The organism is Bariatricus sp. SGI.154, from assembly GCF_050313795.1.
Classification (GTDB): Bacteria; Bacillota; Clostridia; order Lachnospirales; family Lachnospiraceae; genus CAMBRQ01.
Window position 1 is genome coordinate 29,645 of sequence record NZ_JBNPMC010000006.1, and the last position, 18,917, is coordinate 48,561.

The 18,917-nt window shown below is 43.4% G+C and carries 17 protein-coding genes; 13 read left to right on the plus strand and 4 right to left on the minus strand.

What is annotated here, in order from left to right:
- Positions 1 to 213: 213 nt before the first annotated feature.
- The 3 genes from ACQRBN_RS04745 to ACQRBN_RS04755 all read left to right on the plus strand — a co-directional run bounded on the left by ACQRBN_RS04745 (position 214) and on the right by ACQRBN_RS04755 (position 2,154).
- Positions 214 to 1,527, plus strand: a complete 1,314-nt coding sequence (locus ACQRBN_RS04745; protein ID WP_427737832.1) for an RNA-binding domain-containing protein — start codon at positions 214 to 216, stop codon at positions 1,525 to 1,527.
- 90 nt (positions 1,528 to 1,617) lie between these two features.
- Positions 1,618 to 1,791 carry a hypothetical protein gene (locus tag ACQRBN_RS04750; protein ID WP_427737833.1) on the plus strand — a complete coding sequence of 58 codons (174 nt, stop codon included), beginning with the start codon at positions 1,618 to 1,620 and terminating at the stop codon, positions 1,789 to 1,791.
- A 144-nt stretch (positions 1,792 to 1,935) separates the two neighbouring features.
- Complete coding sequence (locus tag ACQRBN_RS04755) at positions 1,936 to 2,154, plus strand: hypothetical protein (protein ID WP_427737834.1); 219 nt, start codon at positions 1,936 to 1,938, stop codon at positions 2,152 to 2,154.
- A 215-nt stretch (positions 2,155 to 2,369) separates the two neighbouring features.
- On the opposite strand, the gene ACQRBN_RS04760 is transcribed toward ACQRBN_RS04755, so the two are convergent.
- Positions 2,370 to 3,239, minus strand: coding sequence for a LysR family transcriptional regulator (locus tag ACQRBN_RS04760; protein ID WP_427737835.1), 870 nt, complete (start codon positions 3,237 to 3,239; stop codon positions 2,370 to 2,372).
- Between the two features lie 161 nt (positions 3,240 to 3,400).
- Between ACQRBN_RS04760 and ACQRBN_RS04765 the strand changes: the two genes are divergently transcribed.
- From ACQRBN_RS04765 to ACQRBN_RS04785, 5 genes are all read left to right on the plus strand, one after another.
- Positions 3,401 to 3,556 (plus strand): hypothetical protein, encoded by a 156-nt coding sequence (locus ACQRBN_RS04765; RefSeq protein ID WP_427737836.1) that lies wholly within the window; start codon positions 3,401 to 3,403, stop codon positions 3,554 to 3,556.
- Positions 3,557 to 3,720: 164 nt separating this feature from the next.
- Positions 3,721 to 4,458 carry an SDR family NAD(P)-dependent oxidoreductase gene (locus ACQRBN_RS04770; protein ID WP_427737837.1) on the plus strand — a complete coding sequence of 246 codons (738 nt, stop codon included), beginning with the start codon at positions 3,721 to 3,723 and terminating at the stop codon, positions 4,456 to 4,458.
- 172 nt (positions 4,459 to 4,630) lie between these two features.
- A complete protein-coding gene (locus tag ACQRBN_RS04775) occupies positions 4,631 to 5,206 on the plus strand; it encodes a chromate transporter (protein WP_427737838.1) in 576 nt (191 codons plus the stop codon).
- Positions 5,207 to 5,779: a chromate transporter gene (locus tag ACQRBN_RS04780; RefSeq protein WP_427737840.1), complete on the plus strand. Its 573-nt coding sequence runs from the start codon at positions 5,207 to 5,209 to the stop codon at positions 5,777 to 5,779.
- 13 nt (positions 5,780 to 5,792) lie between these two features.
- Positions 5,793 to 6,656, plus strand: a complete 864-nt coding sequence (locus ACQRBN_RS04785) for a LysR family transcriptional regulator (protein WP_427737841.1) — start codon at positions 5,793 to 5,795, stop codon at positions 6,654 to 6,656.
- On the opposite strand, the gene ACQRBN_RS04790 is transcribed toward ACQRBN_RS04785, so the two are convergent.
- Positions 6,641 to 11,719, minus strand: coding sequence for a DUF4132 domain-containing protein (locus ACQRBN_RS04790; protein WP_427737842.1), 5,079 nt, complete (start codon positions 11,717 to 11,719; stop codon positions 6,641 to 6,643). The two genes, ACQRBN_RS04785 and ACQRBN_RS04790, sit on opposite strands and share 16 nt — an antisense overlap.
- A gap of 18 nt (positions 11,720 to 11,737) precedes the next feature.
- Positions 11,738 to 12,157, minus strand: a complete 420-nt coding sequence (locus ACQRBN_RS04795; protein ID WP_427737844.1) for a hypothetical protein — start codon at positions 12,155 to 12,157, stop codon at positions 11,738 to 11,740.
- 620 nt (positions 12,158 to 12,777) lie between these two features.
- On the opposite strand from ACQRBN_RS04795, the gene ACQRBN_RS04800 reads away from it, so the two are divergent.
- Positions 12,778 to 13,974, plus strand: coding sequence for an ATP-binding protein (locus ACQRBN_RS04800; protein ID WP_427737845.1), 1,197 nt, complete (start codon positions 12,778 to 12,780; stop codon positions 13,972 to 13,974).
- 31 nt (positions 13,975 to 14,005) lie between these two features.
- Positions 14,006 to 14,209, plus strand: coding sequence for an Rrf2 family transcriptional regulator (locus tag ACQRBN_RS04805; protein ID WP_427737846.1), 204 nt, complete (start codon positions 14,006 to 14,008; stop codon positions 14,207 to 14,209).
- A 29-nt stretch (positions 14,210 to 14,238) separates the two neighbouring features.
- Here ACQRBN_RS04805 and ACQRBN_RS04810 read toward each other — a convergent pair whose 3' ends face one another.
- Positions 14,239 to 14,943: a FadR/GntR family transcriptional regulator gene (locus tag ACQRBN_RS04810; RefSeq protein WP_427737847.1), complete on the minus strand. Its 705-nt coding sequence runs from the start codon at positions 14,941 to 14,943 to the stop codon at positions 14,239 to 14,241.
- 227 nt (positions 14,944 to 15,170) lie between these two features.
- On the opposite strand from ACQRBN_RS04810, the gene ACQRBN_RS04815 reads away from it, so the two are divergent.
- Genes ACQRBN_RS04815 through hypB form a run of 3 tightly spaced genes read left to right on the plus strand, consistent with a single transcriptional unit; the run spans position 15,171 to position 18,910 of the window.
- Positions 15,171 to 17,870, plus strand: coding sequence for an FAD-dependent oxidoreductase (locus tag ACQRBN_RS04815; protein ID WP_427737848.1), 2,700 nt, complete (start codon positions 15,171 to 15,173; stop codon positions 17,868 to 17,870).
- A gap of 11 nt (positions 17,871 to 17,881) precedes the next feature.
- On the plus strand, positions 17,882 to 18,223 hold the full coding sequence (locus ACQRBN_RS04820) for a hydrogenase maturation nickel metallochaperone HypA (protein ID WP_427737849.1): 342 nt from the start codon (positions 17,882 to 17,884) through the stop codon (positions 18,221 to 18,223).
- Between the two features lie 18 nt (positions 18,224 to 18,241).
- Positions 18,242 to 18,910 (plus strand): hydrogenase nickel incorporation protein HypB, encoded by a 669-nt coding sequence (gene hypB / locus ACQRBN_RS04825; RefSeq protein ID WP_427737850.1) that lies wholly within the window; start codon positions 18,242 to 18,244, stop codon positions 18,908 to 18,910.
- Positions 18,911 to 18,917: the final 7 nt, after the last annotated feature.

Sequence of the window (18,917 nt, forward strand, 5' to 3'; positions counted from 1 at the left end):
ATACTAACTACTGGTGAAAAGAATGGTGGCTAGAATATATCCCGAATACTGCACAAAATTTGGGACATATTCTTTTGACATGTCTTGAAAAGGCCATATACGGATCCGTTTTCCCATATCTCACGATTTATTCTAACCATTCTAACCAAACGGGTTGACAAGAATGGTTAGAACGGTTAGAATGTGGGTAGAATAAATTTGGGAGGCGATCAGATGACTTTTCAGGAAAGCGAAACAGTTGAACTGAAAGCAATCGTGGTGGATGACATCAAAAAAGAAATCATTGCTTTTGCAAATTGCGAAGGCGGAAAACTATACATTGGTGTCCAGGATGATGGAACTGTGTCGGGGCTGGACGACCCGGACGGTGCTTCCTTGCAGGTCAGAAATATGGTTCGGGATGCAATCAAACCGGACTTAACTATGTTTCTCCATTATGAGACCTTGATGGTAGACGGAAAGAAAATTGTTGCGGTTGATATTCAGCAGGGAACGGAGCGTCCTTATTATATTGCGAAAAAAGGGCTGCGTCCCGAAGGAGTTTATGTCCGTCAGGGATATTCTTCCGTGCCAGCTACCAATACGGCGATCCGGCACATGATTAAGGAAACGGATGGGGATTACTTTGAGGAAATACGGTCTTTGGAGCAGAATTTGACCTTTGAGAAAGCCGGAAAAGAATTTGCGGATCAGAATATAAAGTTTGGGCAGGCACAAATGAAAACTCTTGGGATTATGACACAGGATGGCGTTTATACGAATCTGGGGCTGTTGCTTTCCGACCAGTGCGTGCATACGATCAAGGCTGCTGTTTTTGAAGGTACAAACCAGAAGCAATTTAAGGATCGGAAAGAATTTACCGGTTCCCTGTTCCAGCAGATGGATGATGTTTATGATTTTATTGATTTTCGCAATCAGACCCATTCGTCTTTTAACAAACTTCGTCGTATCGACAGGCGGGACTACCCGGAGGTGGCTGTCAGGGAGGCTCTTTTGAACCTTCTGGTACACCGTGAATATTCCTTCCGTGCCAGTACCTTTATCAATATATATACAGATCGGATTGAATTTACGTCCATAGGTGGTCTGGTAAGCGGCGTGACCTTAAAGGATGTGACGATGGGAATTTCCGTCTGCCGGAACGTAAAACTGGCAAATGTATTTTACCGTCTGGAGCTGATTGAAGCCTATGGCACCGGAATCCTGAAAATCATGGATGCCTATGAAGGAACCGGGATGACGCCAAAGATTGAAACGTCCGATAATGCGTTTAAGATCATTCTTCCCAACTTGAACGCAAAGACGGAACAGAAAGAACCGGAAAATGCTGGTTCCGAAAGCAACGCGACAGAAGAAAAAGTGATTGCACTGGCAAAGGAACGGGGATTTGTCACAAGAAAAGAGGTTGAAATACTGCTGGGTATCGGCCAGACAACATGCGGACGGCTGCTGAAGAAAATGATAGGAAGCGGGCTTATTGTCCAGGAAGGCAAGGGAAAGAATACTCACTATTGCCTTCCAAAATAAAGTAAAATAATACCATGAAAAGACGAGGGCTTAATTACCCTCGTTTTTTCATACGCAAATATCAGAAAGGGAGTGGTTTGATTAGTTCGTATGAAAAAATTGAAACAGAAAACGGAGATTTCCTTTGCTATCATACTATGGAAAAAGAGATGTGCAGGAATTCTGGCAGGAGTGTTTGCGGAAAGATTTCCGAATAAAGTGGAAAATGTGGATGACCATACACCGGAGTTTGCTATTTCGGTAAAAAAGGAGTTTCGGCAGTAGGGTGTTGACAGTAAATTAATGCAGGAAATGATTGTATTGTTGAAAAACAAGGGATATGAAAAAATTTCCCTTAGTGTAAATAGGGATAATTACGCATTGCTATGCCGAAGCATGACAGTGAGGCGAAGACAGGCGTTGGGTATAATGTGGCAATTGGTAAATGCAAGCAGCAGCGATGTTAGATTTTCGGAATATCCTGAAGAAGGTGATGCCAAGAAATGGCTGTATGAAAATAAAAAGGTCTGGTGTCAAACCCAAATTCTAGTGATTAAAACTGATCACGAGGAAAAAGAGGAGAGCAAAACAGAGGTATTATATCTGGAAAGAGAGTTGGTGAAATTGTTTTATCTTTTTGAAAGTTAACCATCTGCAACATGTTGAAGGTGATGTCCTCCATAATATAAGTGTAACGAATCAAAAACATTTATATTATGGAGGTTTTTTAGATAAAATATGTCTCTCAAAAATGTTGATGTATCCGCAAAACATTACGGGGGTACGAGTGCTTGAACTCCTTAAGGAAAGAGAACTGGGTAACATTATAAAAAATATTTATTTTGAAGAGCGGACTTTTGGTTTTAAGGCAGTTTGTCCGCATTTTCCAACAGGTATTTGATGAAATATTTACTGGCAATAGGAAGGCTGTCTTTCTCTTTGAAGCCGATTGCCAGTTTCCGATAGATTGGAGGCTCGGTTGGGAGGCACACAATATCATAATTGGTGCGTCTAAGCATCAGTTTTGCCAGAATCCCCACGCCAAGTCCAGCCTCCACCATGGTCATGATCGCAAAATCATCGTGAATCGTGTATTTAATATTAGGCTCCAATCCGGCAGCATGGAATGCTTCCAGCGGTTCGTTATAATGCCCCTCTTCCAGCAAGATGAAAGGTTCTTTTGTGAGAGAATGCAGAGGTACCATCGGTTTTTCTGCCAATGGATGATTTTTCGGAAGAACTGCCAGCATTTCTCCATCTTTTATTTTGATTGTCTCCAAGCCTGTAACAGCGTCAGGAGTGATAAAACCAAAATCAACAAGCCCGGTTTTTATCCATTCCTGTATGGATGTATAATCTCCATCGTGAAAAACAAACTGGACATTGGGATAAAGTTGCTGGAAGCCTCTTATGAGCATAGGCATCCAGTGGCAGGTGATGCTTGTGATGGTGCCCACCCGTATAATCCCGGTCTCCAGCCCTTTGATCTCCATCGCTTTTTCTTGCATAGCCCGATATTGGAGGATAGTCCTTTCAATAAATGGGTACAATTCTTTCCCTTCTAAAGTAAGCCTGACCCCGGTACGTGAACGGACAAGCAGTTTCATGGACAGTTCATTTTCCAGAGATGCAATCATCTGGCTGACAGAGGACTGCGTATACCCAAGTGCTTCAGCGGCTTTCGTAAAACTTTTCATTTCAATGATTTTCTGTAGCGCAAGATAACGTTCCATATGACAAATCGCCTTTCCTAATGATAGCATTAGAATTATTTGTTTTACTTATTATATATTGGAGACTATAATGAGGTAACGAAGAAAAAAATTTTGTAACTGTGAAGATACCCAATAGTTACAGTGTTTTAAAGAATAGGAAAATCAGGAGGTAAAGGAAAATGTCATATGAGAATGTAAAAAAATATTTTGACCAGGCAGGTCTGGGTGATCGGGTTGTTGTGAGGGAGCATATCGGAGATACGGAATTAGAGAAATTTGCAGTGCCTGAATGCTGGATTGATGTCTGCAAAGGATGGTTCGTGAATGAAAATTAGAAGGTATAAAAGAAGTTAAATGAGGATAGAGAACAATTTTTGTTAAATAATCTACTTATATAAATCCGGTTCCGTTTTCAAACCAGAAATGCTAAAATATTAGAAAGAAATTAATTGACTGATCATTGGTAAAGTTATGATTGCAATTATAAAGGAGGTACATTATGTTAAAAGGAAAAATTGCTATTGTTACCGGAGGAACGAGAGGAATTGGTTTTGAGACGGTAAAAACATTCTGTGAGAATGGTGCGAAGGTGATTCTGTTCGGTTCAAGGAAGGAGACCGTGGATAAGGCGCTTAATTCCCTGAAGGAAGAGAACATCGAAGCAGATGGCTACTACCCGAACCTGAACAATTATGAAGAAGTAGAGCGTGTGATTCATGAGATCAAGGACAAGTACGGACGTATCGATATCGTTGTAAATAATGCGGGTATCTCACAAAAAGGACCGATTGAAGAACTTTCTGCTGAAGATTTTGAGAAGATTATGAATTTAAACGTGAACGCATTGTTTAATGTATCAAAGGCAGTGACTCCTATTATGAAGGAACAGCACGATGGCGTGATATTGAATACAAGTTCCATGGTAAGCAAGTATGGACAGCCGTCAGGTGTTGGGTATCCGACAAGTAAGTTTGCGGTAAATGGATTTACTCTTTCATTGGCAAGAGAATTGGCACCATTCAATATAAGAGTGAATGCTGTGGCACCTGGAATTACGAAGACAGATATGGTAGCAGCATTGCCGGAGGCTATGATAGCACCATTGATTAAGACGATTCCGCTTGGAAGAATCGGTGAGCCGAGAGATATCGCGAATGCATTCTTGTTCCTGGCAAGTGATATGGCAAGTTATATCTCAGGTGTAGTGTTATCTGTTGACGGCTTGGCAAGAAGTTAATAGCATATAAGAGGATGATATAGAAAACTGTTGGTACGTGGATAATTACCATGAATCAACAGTTTTTTAATAGGCATATACCTATAAGACTGATAAAACTTATGTATTTTACAAATAATAATGTTCATGATAGAATCTCCTTGTTAGAAAGAAAAGATCGATGGAGGTCATTATGAAAAAGGATTATAGTAAACTATGGACATTGTTCAAATCTATGTTCGTCTTAAGTGCCTGCACTTTTGGTGGCGGATTTGTAATTGTTTCTTTAATGAAGAAGAGATATGTCGAGGAATTGCAGTGGCTGGAAGAAGATGAGATGCTGGATGTGACCGCAATCACTCAGTCATCGCCCGGACCACTTCCGGTTAATGCATCTGTAATCATTGGTTATCGGATGGCTGGTGTTGTGGGTTCTCTGACGGCAATCTTGGGAACGATTCTGCCGCCGATGATTATTATTTCCATCATTTCCATATTCTATGAGCAATTCCGTACCAATGCGTATATTGCAGTAGCGCTTCAGGTCATGAGAGCAGGAGTGGCTGCGGTTATCTTTGATGTAGTGATTAATCTGGCGGGAAATGTATTAAAAACAAAAAGAACTTTATATATCGTGATGATGGTAGTAGCATTTATTGCAACTTATCTTTTGGATGTCAGTGCAATGATTGTGATTCTAACTTGTCTTGGAATAGGATTTTTGGATCTGGCGGTTACTCTTAAAGGGAAGAAAGGCAAGGTGGCATAGATGTTATTATTCAAATTATTTTTTGCTTTTATTCAGGTAGGCTTATTCAGCGTAGGCGGCGGGTACGCGGCGATTCCGCTGATTCAGGAGCAGATTGTGAATATCTATGGGCTGATGACGTTGGAAGAATTTTCGGATCTTATTACGGTGGCAGAGATGACTCCGGGACCGATCTCCATTAATTCTGCGACCTTTGTAGGAATGAGGATTGCGGGAGTGCCGGGAGTACTCATATGTACGATCGGCTGCATTATCCCATCATTCTGCATCTGTCTGATTTTGGCGCATTTCTATTATAAATATCGTACCGTGAGCGGAGTGCAGATTGTGCTTGGAGCGATGCGGCCAGCGGTAGTAGCGTTGATTGGCTCTGCGGGTGCATCGATTCTTATGCTTGGGCTGTTTCAGGCGGAGATACAGGATGTGGTGATTGGTGATCTTCGAGTGGTTGAATTGGGAATTTTTATTGTAGCGCTATTCTTACTCAGGAAGTTTAAGACCAATGCAATCACGATAATCCTGGGAAGCGGTGTAGTGGGAACTTTGATATATGCTCTGATGGGGGCGATATAAGATTGGAGGAAGTATGACGATACGTCATTTGCAGATATTTACTACAGTGGCTGATGAAGGCGGGATGAGCATGGCGGCAAAGCGGCTGCATATCTCCCAGCCAACGGTTAGCCAGGCGATTGCTGAATTGGAGAAATATTATGGAGTCAGGCTTTTTGAAAGACTGTCGCAGAAAATATATTTAACAAGGGAAGGGGAACTGATGCTCTCCTTTTCCCGTCATATTTTGGACTCTTTTGAGCAAATGGAACGGGCGATGGATGATGCTTCGAAGAAGACCAGCCTGCGCATAGGGTGCAGTGTGACTGTTGGAACATGTCTCATCAATGATATATTGGATGAAGCCAGAGAAAGGATGCCGGAATGTGAGATCAGTGTTCTGGTTGATAATTCGGCTGACATTGAGCAGGCTGTTTTGAATAATGAAGTGGATCTGGGGATTGTGGAAGGAATTGTTAAGAGCAAAGATCTGAACATAATGCCGGTATGTGATGATGAACTGGTTGTTGTATGTGGGAAGGATCATGGACTTGCTGATAAGAGAAAAGTCACATTAGATATGCTGGATGGGCAGGATTATATCAGTAGGGAGAGAGGTAGTACAGAACGTAATCAAATAGAGAAGATATTTGAAGAGCATGGAATACATCTGAAAAGGACTTTTTGCAGTACCAATACGGAGGCAATTAAGAATGCTGTTATTCGAGGGCGTGGCATCGCTGTTTTCTCAAGAAGAGTTGTAGAGAAAGAATGGAAGGCAGGAGAACTAGTCATCCTGCCTTTAGAAGGGATTACTGCAATTAGAGAGATTCATCTGATCATGCATAAGAATAAGTATCTGTCAGAAAGCATTAAGATGATTCAATCTCTAATCTGATTCAATATACTAGGATCTTTGATCTTCTTATCCTCCGACAGCAGAATAATCTTCGACATGATCTCTGCCGTCTTCGGATCTTCATCTGCAAATGGCAGGAAGATACGTCCTCTTGCCTGAGAATGGATCGGGAGAATTGCAATCATGCCAATGCCTTCTCCATGAACAATTCCCGATCCCATATGAACAGAATAGTTGTTCAGGCTTCCCTGAATCTTTGCATGAGAGCCGATAAAGGACACGTTGGTAAGTTTTAAGAGTTTCACCAGTTCCGCTGCAATCGCAGTACGCATCTCTACCGTAGAGTGACTTGCTTCCGGGTCGACGCCGCCTACATGGGCAACGCTGACAACCAGATCCATGTCCCGCATGGCTTCGGAGAAGAGGATTGGTGGGATTTCTTCTAGATTTACTATATCCTCCGTATTCCGATCAAAGAAGCGGATGGTTTCCAGTGTGGGTGCCTCGATATCGGCAGGGGAAAACCAGTCTGCAAGGGCATACATGCGGACAATGAGATTCTCCTTATAGTAGACTTTCTGCAAGCCTTCTTCATAGTCAACGGTCCAGCCGCGTCCCTTAAGAAGTGCTACCGTCTTCTGAGGCTGTACCTGATGTCCGGCATATCTTCTGGAAATATTCTTTTCCTGGCGTTCATCGTCTATCATCGGATAATACTCCCGGAATACCTGTTTAAATGGCTGCACAATCTTATGTTCATAGAAGAAATGCATGAACTCCGCCCATTCTCCGGCTTTCATCAGATCGTACGGATGAGCCGCCCGAAGCGGTTCCTCACAGTGCAGCAGTTGCTTTTTTCCTTGGAGATCCTTAAGAACAAGTTTCTCATTTTCTTTTTCCAGGAATCCATTTATTGCACCATTTGTCCATACTAAAGCATTCAGCATCGGAAACAGTACAGGGTTATCGCTGATCTTATCAAGTTCCCTTAAGGAAAAATCCGTGCTTTCAACCATGGCACGTTCCAGACTCTCTTTTGCGCGTCGTTTCTGTTCTTTTAATTCCTTGATTGTATCTTTTAATGTTAGAACAGTCTCATTCTTATTCAAAGTCTTTGGAAGTGTCTTCTGCCGTTTCCCATTCTTTTCAATCGCCAGTTTTGCTGTACCATCTTCATCAATTTCCAGCCAGATACGAACCCCGTCTAATTCCTGTGGCTCCATAAGCGGGCGGATTTCTTCTAATTTCTCGCTTTCCAGGTACCAGGTCATCCGGTTCACATCCATGAAACCGGTAGTAATCGCCAGATTTTCTAAGGCAGTATCGCAGGCTTTCTTCTCGCTTGCCCGACGCTGTGCGCCGAATTGCTTGCTTTCTTTTAGGAATTTCTGGATGAATTCATATCGGTGCAATGCTTCATCTGTATGATCTTCAGGAATTGGAATCAGAGGATAACAGCGCAGTTTTTCCTGATTGCGTTTTGCGATTATTTCCGCCTTTAATGTATCTGCATCCAGATGTCCTAATACCGCATCCGCATAAAGCTGGGAACGGCGGTGCTGGTTGCTTCCGGCGGTGATGTATTTGGCTGATTTGTATAATATCATGAAATGCTTTTCACCCAGTTTATTGTATGCGTTAAAAAACCAGTTCTTATCAAAGGCACCGTCATTAAACTGCTGCGGCGAGATTGGAGAGTAGATGGCTGTTTCTGTTTCTTTCTCAGCTGAGAAGGTCTCGTTAATATGAGCATGGAAGAACCATACTGCACATTTCAGCCCCGGCCATCCAAGAATCTCCTCGGCAAAGCCTGCCCATTGAGGCGCATACATGACTGCTTCGGCAAGACGCTTTTCTTTAATATCCGTCTGTGCCAGATATTGCTTCAGTTTATCAGGTGTATCGTTCTTTGACGGATAACAACGTTTCAGCAGGCGGCTTAAAACGGCTTTCTTAGTCGTATTGGAAGAATACTCGTAGCCACGGAAGAAATTCTCTTTGCCAAGGGCAGCAAGCAGATGGCAGAAATATTCCGCACCTTCAAAACGTTCAATTGCCTGAGCCACGGGTGTCAGTGCTGTCGGCAGTTCGCCTCTCTTTTCCTCAACTTCTACAATACGAAGCACAATCTGGTTCACGAAGTCTTTCGCCCATGGGTAGGTCTCATAGATGATTCGCCCCTGTTGCCAGCGAGTGGGGTTCGTCAGCATACGGATATTGGTGGCGGCGTTGTTCCCAAGCAAAAGTTTTTTATACAGCGCATCTTTCGGTATCAGTTGTATATCCACGGCCCGGAAATAATCTCCCATGTCAGGTCCGGTTATTACAATGTGATCCGTTAACTGGCGTTCCAGCCAATGCTCCTCCAGAAACCATTCTTCAAAATCTTTCTCCTGCGTGGCAGATTCTCGCATCATCTGCCTCCAGAATGCGATAACCTTATGATTGACAGGATATTGATTGTAATTGTGATAGAAAACCGTACGGTCGTCTTTCTTTGTCACATAACTTTTCCCCAGATTTTCTTCGCCAAGAACCTGCAGCATACTCCGGTAAAATTTCATGGCAAGCGTAAAGCATTCATGGGGATCAAACAGTTGAAGCAGCAGTTTCAATATGTCATTAATCTGCCAGTATCGGCCTTTATATTTCTCATAGCCTGCCGGATTGTAATTGACAGTAAGCCCCCTTTTCAGGAACGCTTCAAACCACGGGAGATATTCCAGTCCGTACATATTGTCGCCTCTCCAGCGGTAGGTTACATAACGCATTCCCATCAGTTTTTCAATATCCGTGGCATAGACGCCTGCTGCCTCAATAAACTCTTGATAGAACGGAATCATCTCAAGTTTCAGCGCTCCCCGCTCTGCTGAAAAATGAAATCGTCCAAACTTCGCCGGGATACGGATCGTTGAGTTATTGGAGTCTCCAAATAAAATCTTTGTTTTGGAACTATCCCAGTTAATCACTTCATATTCGTAATCTGCGTGCCTTACAAAGACCGCATTCATACGGTCTATCAGATCTTCGAATTCCGCCTGTGACGGGAAGGTTTGTTTCAATTCTTTTTCAGAATAAATGCTGGCTTTCTCATTTCGTTTTCCAAATAATCGGGTAAGAAGTCCGGGTTTCTGGGCTGGAACTTCCTGAATATTTGAGCGTGTTATTTGTGTTACAGCCACCTGCGGGTCATAAAGTCCGAATCCGTTTTCTTCTGTATAAGATTCTTCCAGGTGTTTGGTCTGGTATCTTAGCTGCTCCAGCAGTATTGAGGTTTGCGTAGATAATTTTGAATCATACAGTTTTGCCAGTTGCGCTTCCTGAGCATTCTGAATTTCAGGATGTTCCTTTTTCAACGACAGAAGCAGTTCGATTCCCGCCTGAATCTGGTATTCTTCATCAGAAGCGAGCATCTTCCCGATAAGAGGATTCAGTTTCGAAGGACTCTGCGCCTGTAGAATCAAGATAACTCCTTTTCGCAGACTGCTGCTTTTTGAGCGCAGGCTATCCGCAAGAACCTCCATATCTTCATCCAGCAGATTGCATTTTGCCAGTCGTTTTACTGCCAGTTCTTTTACATAGATGCTTTTGTCCTCCAAAGCACTTCGCAGATATTCCCGATGCTTGAAGTTCTTCCCCGGGGCAAGGAAATTCGTGTAAAATGCCTGACGTTGATTCGTATTCATATGTTGTCTTAAGGCTGCCAGTTCATCTACAAGCAGCTGATTCATATCATAACCCGCCAGGCTCATCATGCAGCTGATTACCCGGGTATTTTCAAGCGTGATGCTTGTAAATTCAAAAGGATTGCCCGTAAATGTCTTGCTTTTGCCACCGATAAATTCTGCCACGCTTTTTAACTGATAGAAAAGTTTTTGACGCTCTCTGGCGTCGGAAGGCAGGTTAGAATTCTCTACAGGAAGGCATTCCCATTTGTCACGGCTGTATGTATAACTGCTCATTAATTTCTGTGTCACGGATAGATTACTGGTAACCCATGCCAGAATTTCTTCCTCTCTTTCTTCGATATATCGTTCTGCCATTTTCATCTGATAGGAGGAACTGTCGGTGCGGCTTACAAACAGCCATCCGAGAATACGGCGATATTTCTTCTCGTCTTCCAGAAGTCTGCAAGCCATCCAATCGGTTTTCTCGATGTCGTAACATCCTGTACTCCACAATGCGAAATAGGCTTCCTGATTATTAGCGCTGTTCAGATATCGTTCCCTGGTTTGCCTATCAGTCAGGCATTCATAGGCTAACGCGGCACATTTCTTCACGACCGCAGGCTTAGCATCCCCATATCCAAGGCCTGTCCATGTGTCAAAGGCACGGATTGTGCTGCTGTAACGGAAGAAATCTTCTTCGATACACACTTTCAAGAATTTGATCAGCGTTTCGGTGCTTCCGGCATCGGCGCTTTCCAGAATCTGCTGACGAAGTCCCTCCTGAAGCCTTGCCGCCACCAGGAGTCTGAGCAGCAGATCGATCAATTCTTCATTACCGCTGATGACGATTGCAACAATCATCACTCTTGACAGCAGAATTTCTTGATTATCACCATACATGGCTTCTTTCATCAGGTCTATGATGTCCAGGTTCCCGTTTCTGATCTCCAGTGCCAGATACATATCATAGCCGCGAATCCAGTCGTGCTGATAAAACAGCATCTCTTTGACAGATTTCTCATAGAAAGTCCAGTAAATCCAATGGCATACGGAATAGATCAAATTGACAGCGTGATATCCCACATCCTGAGTCCGGTAGCTGCGCCGCCACATGGAATCTGAGAACTGGCATTCAAGCCGTATTTGCGACATTGCTTCCATATCTGCCTGTCTGTCTTTCCCCACCAGAAATATGACCGCATTCTTCAAAGACGATGCCCAGAATTCTTCGATGGTTTTAACTTGGTTTGGTGCCTTTCCATATATCCGCATCAGAATTTGCCACACAGATTGAAATGCATTTCCGCCATAGTAGTTTGCCGCCAGATTGCATAATGCATCTGCCAGACCGCCATCTGTCAGCGCGCGCCGTTTTGCATTTTTCTGTACTTCTTTCCATTTATCCTGGTTTATATTTAACGTTTCCTTGTTCATTCTTCACACCCTCCGTTATTACCACATGCGCCCGGCTAAAAAGGTCAGACGTATAAATGTAAAACTATCTTCCGCCTGTATGGTCAGTGGTCCTTCCAGATCTGTCAATTCGTCCTCATTTCTGAAGACTCGGACCAGACCGTCCTTGTAGCATTGAATGGCATTCTCGGTGGCTTTTGCCAAATCAGCCTTTCTGTCGGAATAGATTCTTCCGAACCCTACTTTGCCGGTCTCGGTCTGATTCTCCAATTCCTCTTTTGTCAGAAATGGGATCAACTGTACATCTTTGCCTTTGCGGTTGTAACTTTCCACTTCCTGTCGGACGATTTCTGTCAGGAACTCCTGAAGTGAAGTTAGGTTGTCAGGGATTTCTCTTGGGAGTTTGTTAAGTATTGGGCGGCGTTTTCCCAGTGCCTTTACCTGAACATAGATTTGCATATATTCACCTGCCTCTTTTCTAATGTGCTAACTTTTCGTTGCCAAAGCATCCGTAAGGAACTGCCGCGCCGAAGACGTACATTGTGTAGTGGCAGGTCCGGTAGATTTACCGCTTGGGGCTGGAAATTAACTACTTATAATATAACAAATTCATGTTGTTTATTCAAAACAAATCAAAGTAAACTTTTATTGGAAGAGCAGGTTAGAGAAGGCAAGGCTGCGACGATTGTGGCGTCCAAGAAAAGAACCCTGGAGGCTGCGAGATCATATGACGATAAAAAAGTCTGTGTCTAGAATTTTGCGTCTGCAACAAACCCTGGCGGTGGTGTTTCACTTGTTATTTACCAGCCATCTGTTTTTCCTGCTCATCTGCGGTGTGACCAGTATTTTGTGGAGGATGAACACTGGAATGAGGCGGCTGCGCAATATGCCTCTTTCCTGGGAGAGCATAAGAAGGATAGAGTGGTATCCCACGAGAAGCCAAATTACTTTCAAAAAATCAAAAAAAATATAGTTTTGAAACCGGTCGCTTGCATATACTATTTTATGATAGTATAATAGATCCTAAGAGAGAGTTTCAAAAAAACAAAAATTTTCATTTTTTGAAAGTGAGTGAGAATATGAAAAGAATAGTGAGAACAGAGTATCTGAACAGAATCGTGGAACTAAACCAAACCCCGGATATTAAAATTATTACAGGTATTCGCCGTTCGGGAAAGTCAGAATTGATGCGGGCATATATTGAGTATCTGAAAAGTCATTTTGAAAATATCAATATCATTTTTGTTGATTTTATGGATCTGGCATATGAAGAACTCAAAGAATATCACGCGCTCCATGCTTATGTGGAGGAGCATTACCAGACGGAAAGAATGAACTACCTTTTCGTGGATGAAGTCCAGATGTGTCCCCAATTTGAGTTGGCAATCAACAGTCTTTACTCCAAAGAAAAATATGATATTTATGTTACAGGTTCTAATGCTTTTTTATTGAGTGCTGATCTGGCAACTCTTTTTACCGGACGTTATATAGAGATTCATGTATTCCCATTTAGTTTCCGGGAATACTGCCAATATTATAGTGAAACTGGTGACAAAGAGAAACTTTTTGATGAATATTCCATGAAGGGAGGCCTGGCAGGCTCTTACATTTACAGAACGGAACAGGACAGAATTAATTATATTAAAGAAGTTTATGAAACGATTGTCACAAGAGATCTTGTGCAGAAATATTCTCTGCCGGATACTTTGGTTTTACAGCGATTGAGTGAATTTCTCATGGACAACATCAGTAATCTGACGTCTCCGAATAAGGTAAGTCAGCTTTTGACGGCGAACAAGACAACAACCAATCATGTAACCGTTGGCAGGTATATCAAATATTTGTGTAACGCCTTTGTTTTTTATGACACGAAGCGCTATGATATTCGCGGAAAAAAGTATCTGGAAAGTTCTGAGAAATTTTATCTGTGTGATACGGGCATCCGATATGCAGTTCTGGGAAGCCGGAATATTGATTACGGCAGGGTATACGAGAATATAGTTTGCATTGAACTGCTTCGCCGGGGATATGATGTGTATGTCGGAAAACTATATCAGAAGGAAATCGATTTTGTAGCACAAAAAGGGAGCGAGAAAATTTATATCCAGGTCAGTGATAACATTTCGGAGCAGAAAACGCTGGAAAGAGAATGTTCACCGTTGCTGCAAATTCGAGATGCTTATCCCAAAAAAATCATTGCCAGGACACGACATTCGAAATACAGTTACGAAGGTATTGAAATTTACGATATAGTTGATTGGCTATTGCAGGAATAAAAATGGTGTGCAATGAACATAACACCCCGAGGTGAGAGACTGTGTAGAGGATAATACATTATTTCATTTTCATGAGAATCCGAATCCGGCATGCCCAGTAGGAAGGAATATCCATAATATTCTGGATGATAAGCTGGTGCGAGTGCAGAATGCGATGGAGCGTGAACTTGCGTCTATCACGATGGCGGATATGAAGCAGGATTTGGAGAGATGTCTGAAGCAGGAAGAAAACTGAGATTACAAGGAGGGATTCCCCTCCTTTTTTTAATAATATAGTTGTCTCTCCCCATCAATCGTCTCTTTCAATCGATATTCTGACAATTTCAGTGCCTTTGTAAGATCTCCACTGCGAATAAATGCAAGGAGTTGCTCGTTATATTGGATGAGCGGTTCTTTTCCATAGAGTTGATAATACCGAAGCCACAGATTACAGCATGGTTCCCGGAAAGAGCCGTAATACAGAGGCAGAAGGATATTCCCGCTGATAATACATAATTCATGGTCGAATCTAAAACAGCAGTCAGCGAATTCTGTGCCGTTCTGGCAGTTACGGATATCCTCCAGAATCTGTTCCATCGTCAGGAATTCTTTCATAGTGATCTTCGGGACTACCAGTTTTAAAATCAGGGTTTCCAGAGCCGACCGGACTTCCAGCAAAGCCTTTACCTCGTCCCTACGAAGCATTCTGCCGTTATAACTCATGATAGATACGAGGGTAGTCAGGGAACCGCTGCGCCGATAGTCTGCGACAAAGACTCCAATACGCGGACGGATCTCAAGGAATCCTTTTCCTTCCATCTCTGCCAGCCCGGCATTCACAATGGTACGGCTGACCCCCATCTGCTCGGCAAGGATACGTTCTGAGGGCAGTTTCTCTCCAACCTGAAGTTCCCCTGATAAAATCATACTTTCTAATTCTTTTACAAAAAGCCCTTTTAGAGAAGGGGCAGATATTTTCTTGAATCCCATAGTAGCACTCCTGTTATGTTGGCGCTCTGGTAATACCAGATAATCAGAGTCTAGCATAAATATAAAAAAAACGCAATAAAAGGATGAAAGATCATACAAAACAAGTAGGTTTTATTGACTGTATTTTGTGAAAAATGTTATAACTTAGATAAGTATTTAACAAAATATAATTACTGGTAATTCCAGTAAAGAGCGGAATCACATATAACGTAAAGGAGGAAATACAGATGAAAAAACAGGAACTGAGACCCAAGATTGTAAAATTGTGTAAAATCGTGGGAGGCTTAACCGGAGTGGTCAATAAGATTGATGAGAATGCACCGGAATATTATTCTCTGGCCTCGATTCTAACGGATGATGAAGCGGATGTAGCCATTGCCTGTGGACTTAGAAAAGAGCGTACGGTGGAGTATCTTGCAAAAAAGGTAGGGAAATCGGAGGAGGAAGTACATAGACTGGCAGAGCATTTGGCATGGATTGGCGTATTCCGGGTGACGACAGATCCGATAGATAAGAAGGACCGGTATTATATGCAGATATTCGCACCGGGAATTATGGAGATGCTGGTGAATAATCAGGATCTTCTAAAGACGCATCCGGAGGTGGCAAGAGCATTTGAAGAATACACTCGGATTCGTATGGCGAATATGGCACCGATGATGCCGAACGGCTATGGACTTATGAGGGTGATTCCCGTGGAGAGCGCTTTAAAGAATGTAAAAGGAGTCCATAAATATGACCGGTTAAGCTATTATATCGATAAATACGATATTTTCTCTGTATCGCCTTGTTCCTGCCGTGCATCCAGACGTGTTCTTGGGGATAGCTGCGGGCATCTGGAAGAAGATATGTGTATCCAGATGGGAAAAGGTGCAGAACATTACATCCGGACCGGACGGGCTCGCCAGATATCTCGGGAAGAAGTGTATGAGATTATCAAACGCGCAGAAGACAATGGACTGATGCATGATATTCCGAATGTGGAAGAAGCAGGAGAGAGCGCGGCAATCTGTAACTGTTGTGCATGTTCCTGTTTTGGACTTCGTGTCGGTATGATGTATGGCGCCAGAGACTTGATCCGTTCTAATTATACGGCTGTTATTGATGAGAGCAAATGTGTGGCATGTGGACAATGTGTGGAGAACTGTCCGGGCAATGCGCTGAAACTGGGACAGAAATTATGTACGGAAACTCCGCTCCCACATGTGGAATATAAAAAGATGAGTGACAGCCTGTGGAGTAAGAAAGACTGGAATGTAGATTACAGAGAAAATAGAGAAGATGTTGTGCCAACCGGAACTGCACCGTGTAAGACTGCCTGTCCGGCACATATTGCAGTACAGGGATATCTCAGGCTGGCAGCAGAAGGAAGATACAAGGATGCATTGGCTTTGATTAAGAAAGAAAATCCATTTCCGGCAGTATGCGGCCGCATCTGTAACCATCGCTGTGAGACGGAATGTACACGTGGAAATGTGGACGAAGCGGTTGCCATTGATGAAGTAAAGCGGTTTATAGCAGATCATGACCTATATGCAGAGACCAGATACATTCCTCCGATGGTGAATCAGATTGGGAGACCTTATCCGCAGAAGATCGCGATTATCGGAGCAGGTCCTGCTGGTATGAGTTGTGCGTTTTACCTGGCACAAAAGGGCTATTCTCCGGTAGTATTCGATAAGGCTATGCGTCCGGGTGGTATGCTGATGAATGGAATCCCGTCTTTCCGGTTAGAGAAGGATGTGGTAGAGGCAGAGATTGATATCCTGCGTGAGATGGGCGTGGAATTCAGATGTGGAGTTAAAGTTGGCAAAGATATTACGATAGAAGAACTGAGGACACAAGGATTTAAGGCCTTCTATCTTGCGATTGGCGCACAGGGAGGTCGCAGTGTCGGTGTGCCTGGCGAAGAGGCAGACGGTGTCCTGGCAGGTGTCAAGTTTATGACAGATGTGAATCTTGGAAAAGATATCACACTGACAGGAAGGACAGTTGTAATCGGTGGCGGCAATGTGGCTGTGGATGTGGCAAGAACGGCAGCCCGTGTGGGATCTGATACTGTTTCCATGTTCTGTCTGGAGTCCAGAGATATTATGCCGGCAGCGGAAGATGAAGTGAAAGAGGCAGAAGAAGAAGGTATCCAGGTACAGAATGGCTGGGGACCAAAAGAGATTCTGACAGAAGATGGAAAAGTAAAGGGAATTGTCCTTAAAAAATGCACGGCAGTATTCGATGCGAATCATCGGTTTGCACCGCAGTATGACGAGAGTGACCTTCTTACGGTAGAATGTGAGAATATCCTGATGTCCGTTGGACAGTCCATTGAGTGGGGAGACCTTCTTGCAGGGACAAAAGTGGAATTGAATCGGAATGGCACCGTGAAGGCAGATGCACTTACTTACCAGACGACAGAACCGGATATCTTTGCCGGAGGTGATGTATATACAGGACCGAAATTTGCGATTGATGCGATTGCAGCCGGCAAAGAAGCGGCAATATCATTGCACCGTTATGTTCAGCCGGGACAGACTCTGACGATGGGACGTGACAGGAGGAATTATCGTGCGCTGGATAAGAAGAATGTTCTGATTCCGATTGAGTCATTTGATAACTGCAGGCGCCAGATTCCAGGTTATAATTCTGCTAAGGCAAAGAGTTTTGGAGATACCCGTGTTACATTTACCGAAGAGCAGGTAAAGAAGGAGACGGCACGATGCTTAAGTTGTGGTGCTACGAAGGTGGATTCGTATCTATGTGTTGGCTGTGGACTATGTACCACAAAGTGTGAATTTGATGCGATCAAGTTAGAAAAGACCAGAGAAATGCGTCCGGTACAGGCAGGTAGTTTTGAGACGATGCCGATCAAGGTGGCAGAGCATGTGGTAAAGAAAGCAGGCAAGATGATTGCAAAGAATGTAAAACGGTAAGAGGCAAAGTTATGCATGAATTAGGATTATGCGATGCCATTGTCAAGATGATGGATGGCATTCTTGAGCAAGAACGTATGGAAGGTGCGAATAAGATTGTACTGGAGATTGGGGAATTAAGCGGTGTAGAAGCACATTTTATGGAAGATAGCTGGATAGCAGTAACTGCTCGGACGAAATACGAAGATACAGAACTCCAGATCGAGATGGTTCCAGGGATTGCTCGGTGTTTGGACTGTGGAGAGGAATGCAGGGCGGTTACATGCAATCTCAGATGCCCGTTATGCGGGAGTGTAAAACTGGCGCCGATATCAGGAACAGACATGACGATTAAAAGTATTGAAGCATATTAAGGGAGGAAGGAGAATAAGATGGACAAATTCAGAGTAATTGAAGTAAAGCAGAGTATATTTGAGAACAATGACAAACAGGCGGAGGAACTTCGCAAGGAATTAAAAGAGCAGGGAGTCTATCTTCTGAATCTGATGTCAAGTCCTGGCTCCGGTAAGACGACGACACTTAGCCGAACCATAGAGGCACTTCGGGATGAGATGAAGATTGGAGTCATGGAAGCGGATATCGATTCCGATGTAGATGCACGTACTATAGAACAACTGGGAGCGAAGGCAATCCAACTGCATACTGGAGGTATGTGCCATCTGGATGCTGATATGACTAGACAAGGAATTGAGAACTTTGGCGTGGACGGACTGGACCTGGTGATTCTTGAGAATGTGGGCAATCTGGTCTGTCCGGCAGAATTTGATACTGGAGCTTCTAAAAATGCTATGGTTCTTTCCGTTCCGGAAGGGCATGATAAGCCGCTTAAGTATCCGCTGATGTTCAGCGTGTGTGATGTGGTACTGGTAAATAAAATGGACGTTCTGCCATATTTTGACTTTGATATGGAGAAATGTAAAGAGTACGTGCACATGCGTAATCCGAAAGCAACGGTAATCCCTATCTGTGCAAAGACTGGCGAGGGGATGGAACAGTGGTTCGACTGGCTTCGAAGAGAAGTAGCGCAGTGGAACGCGTAGAAGAGGC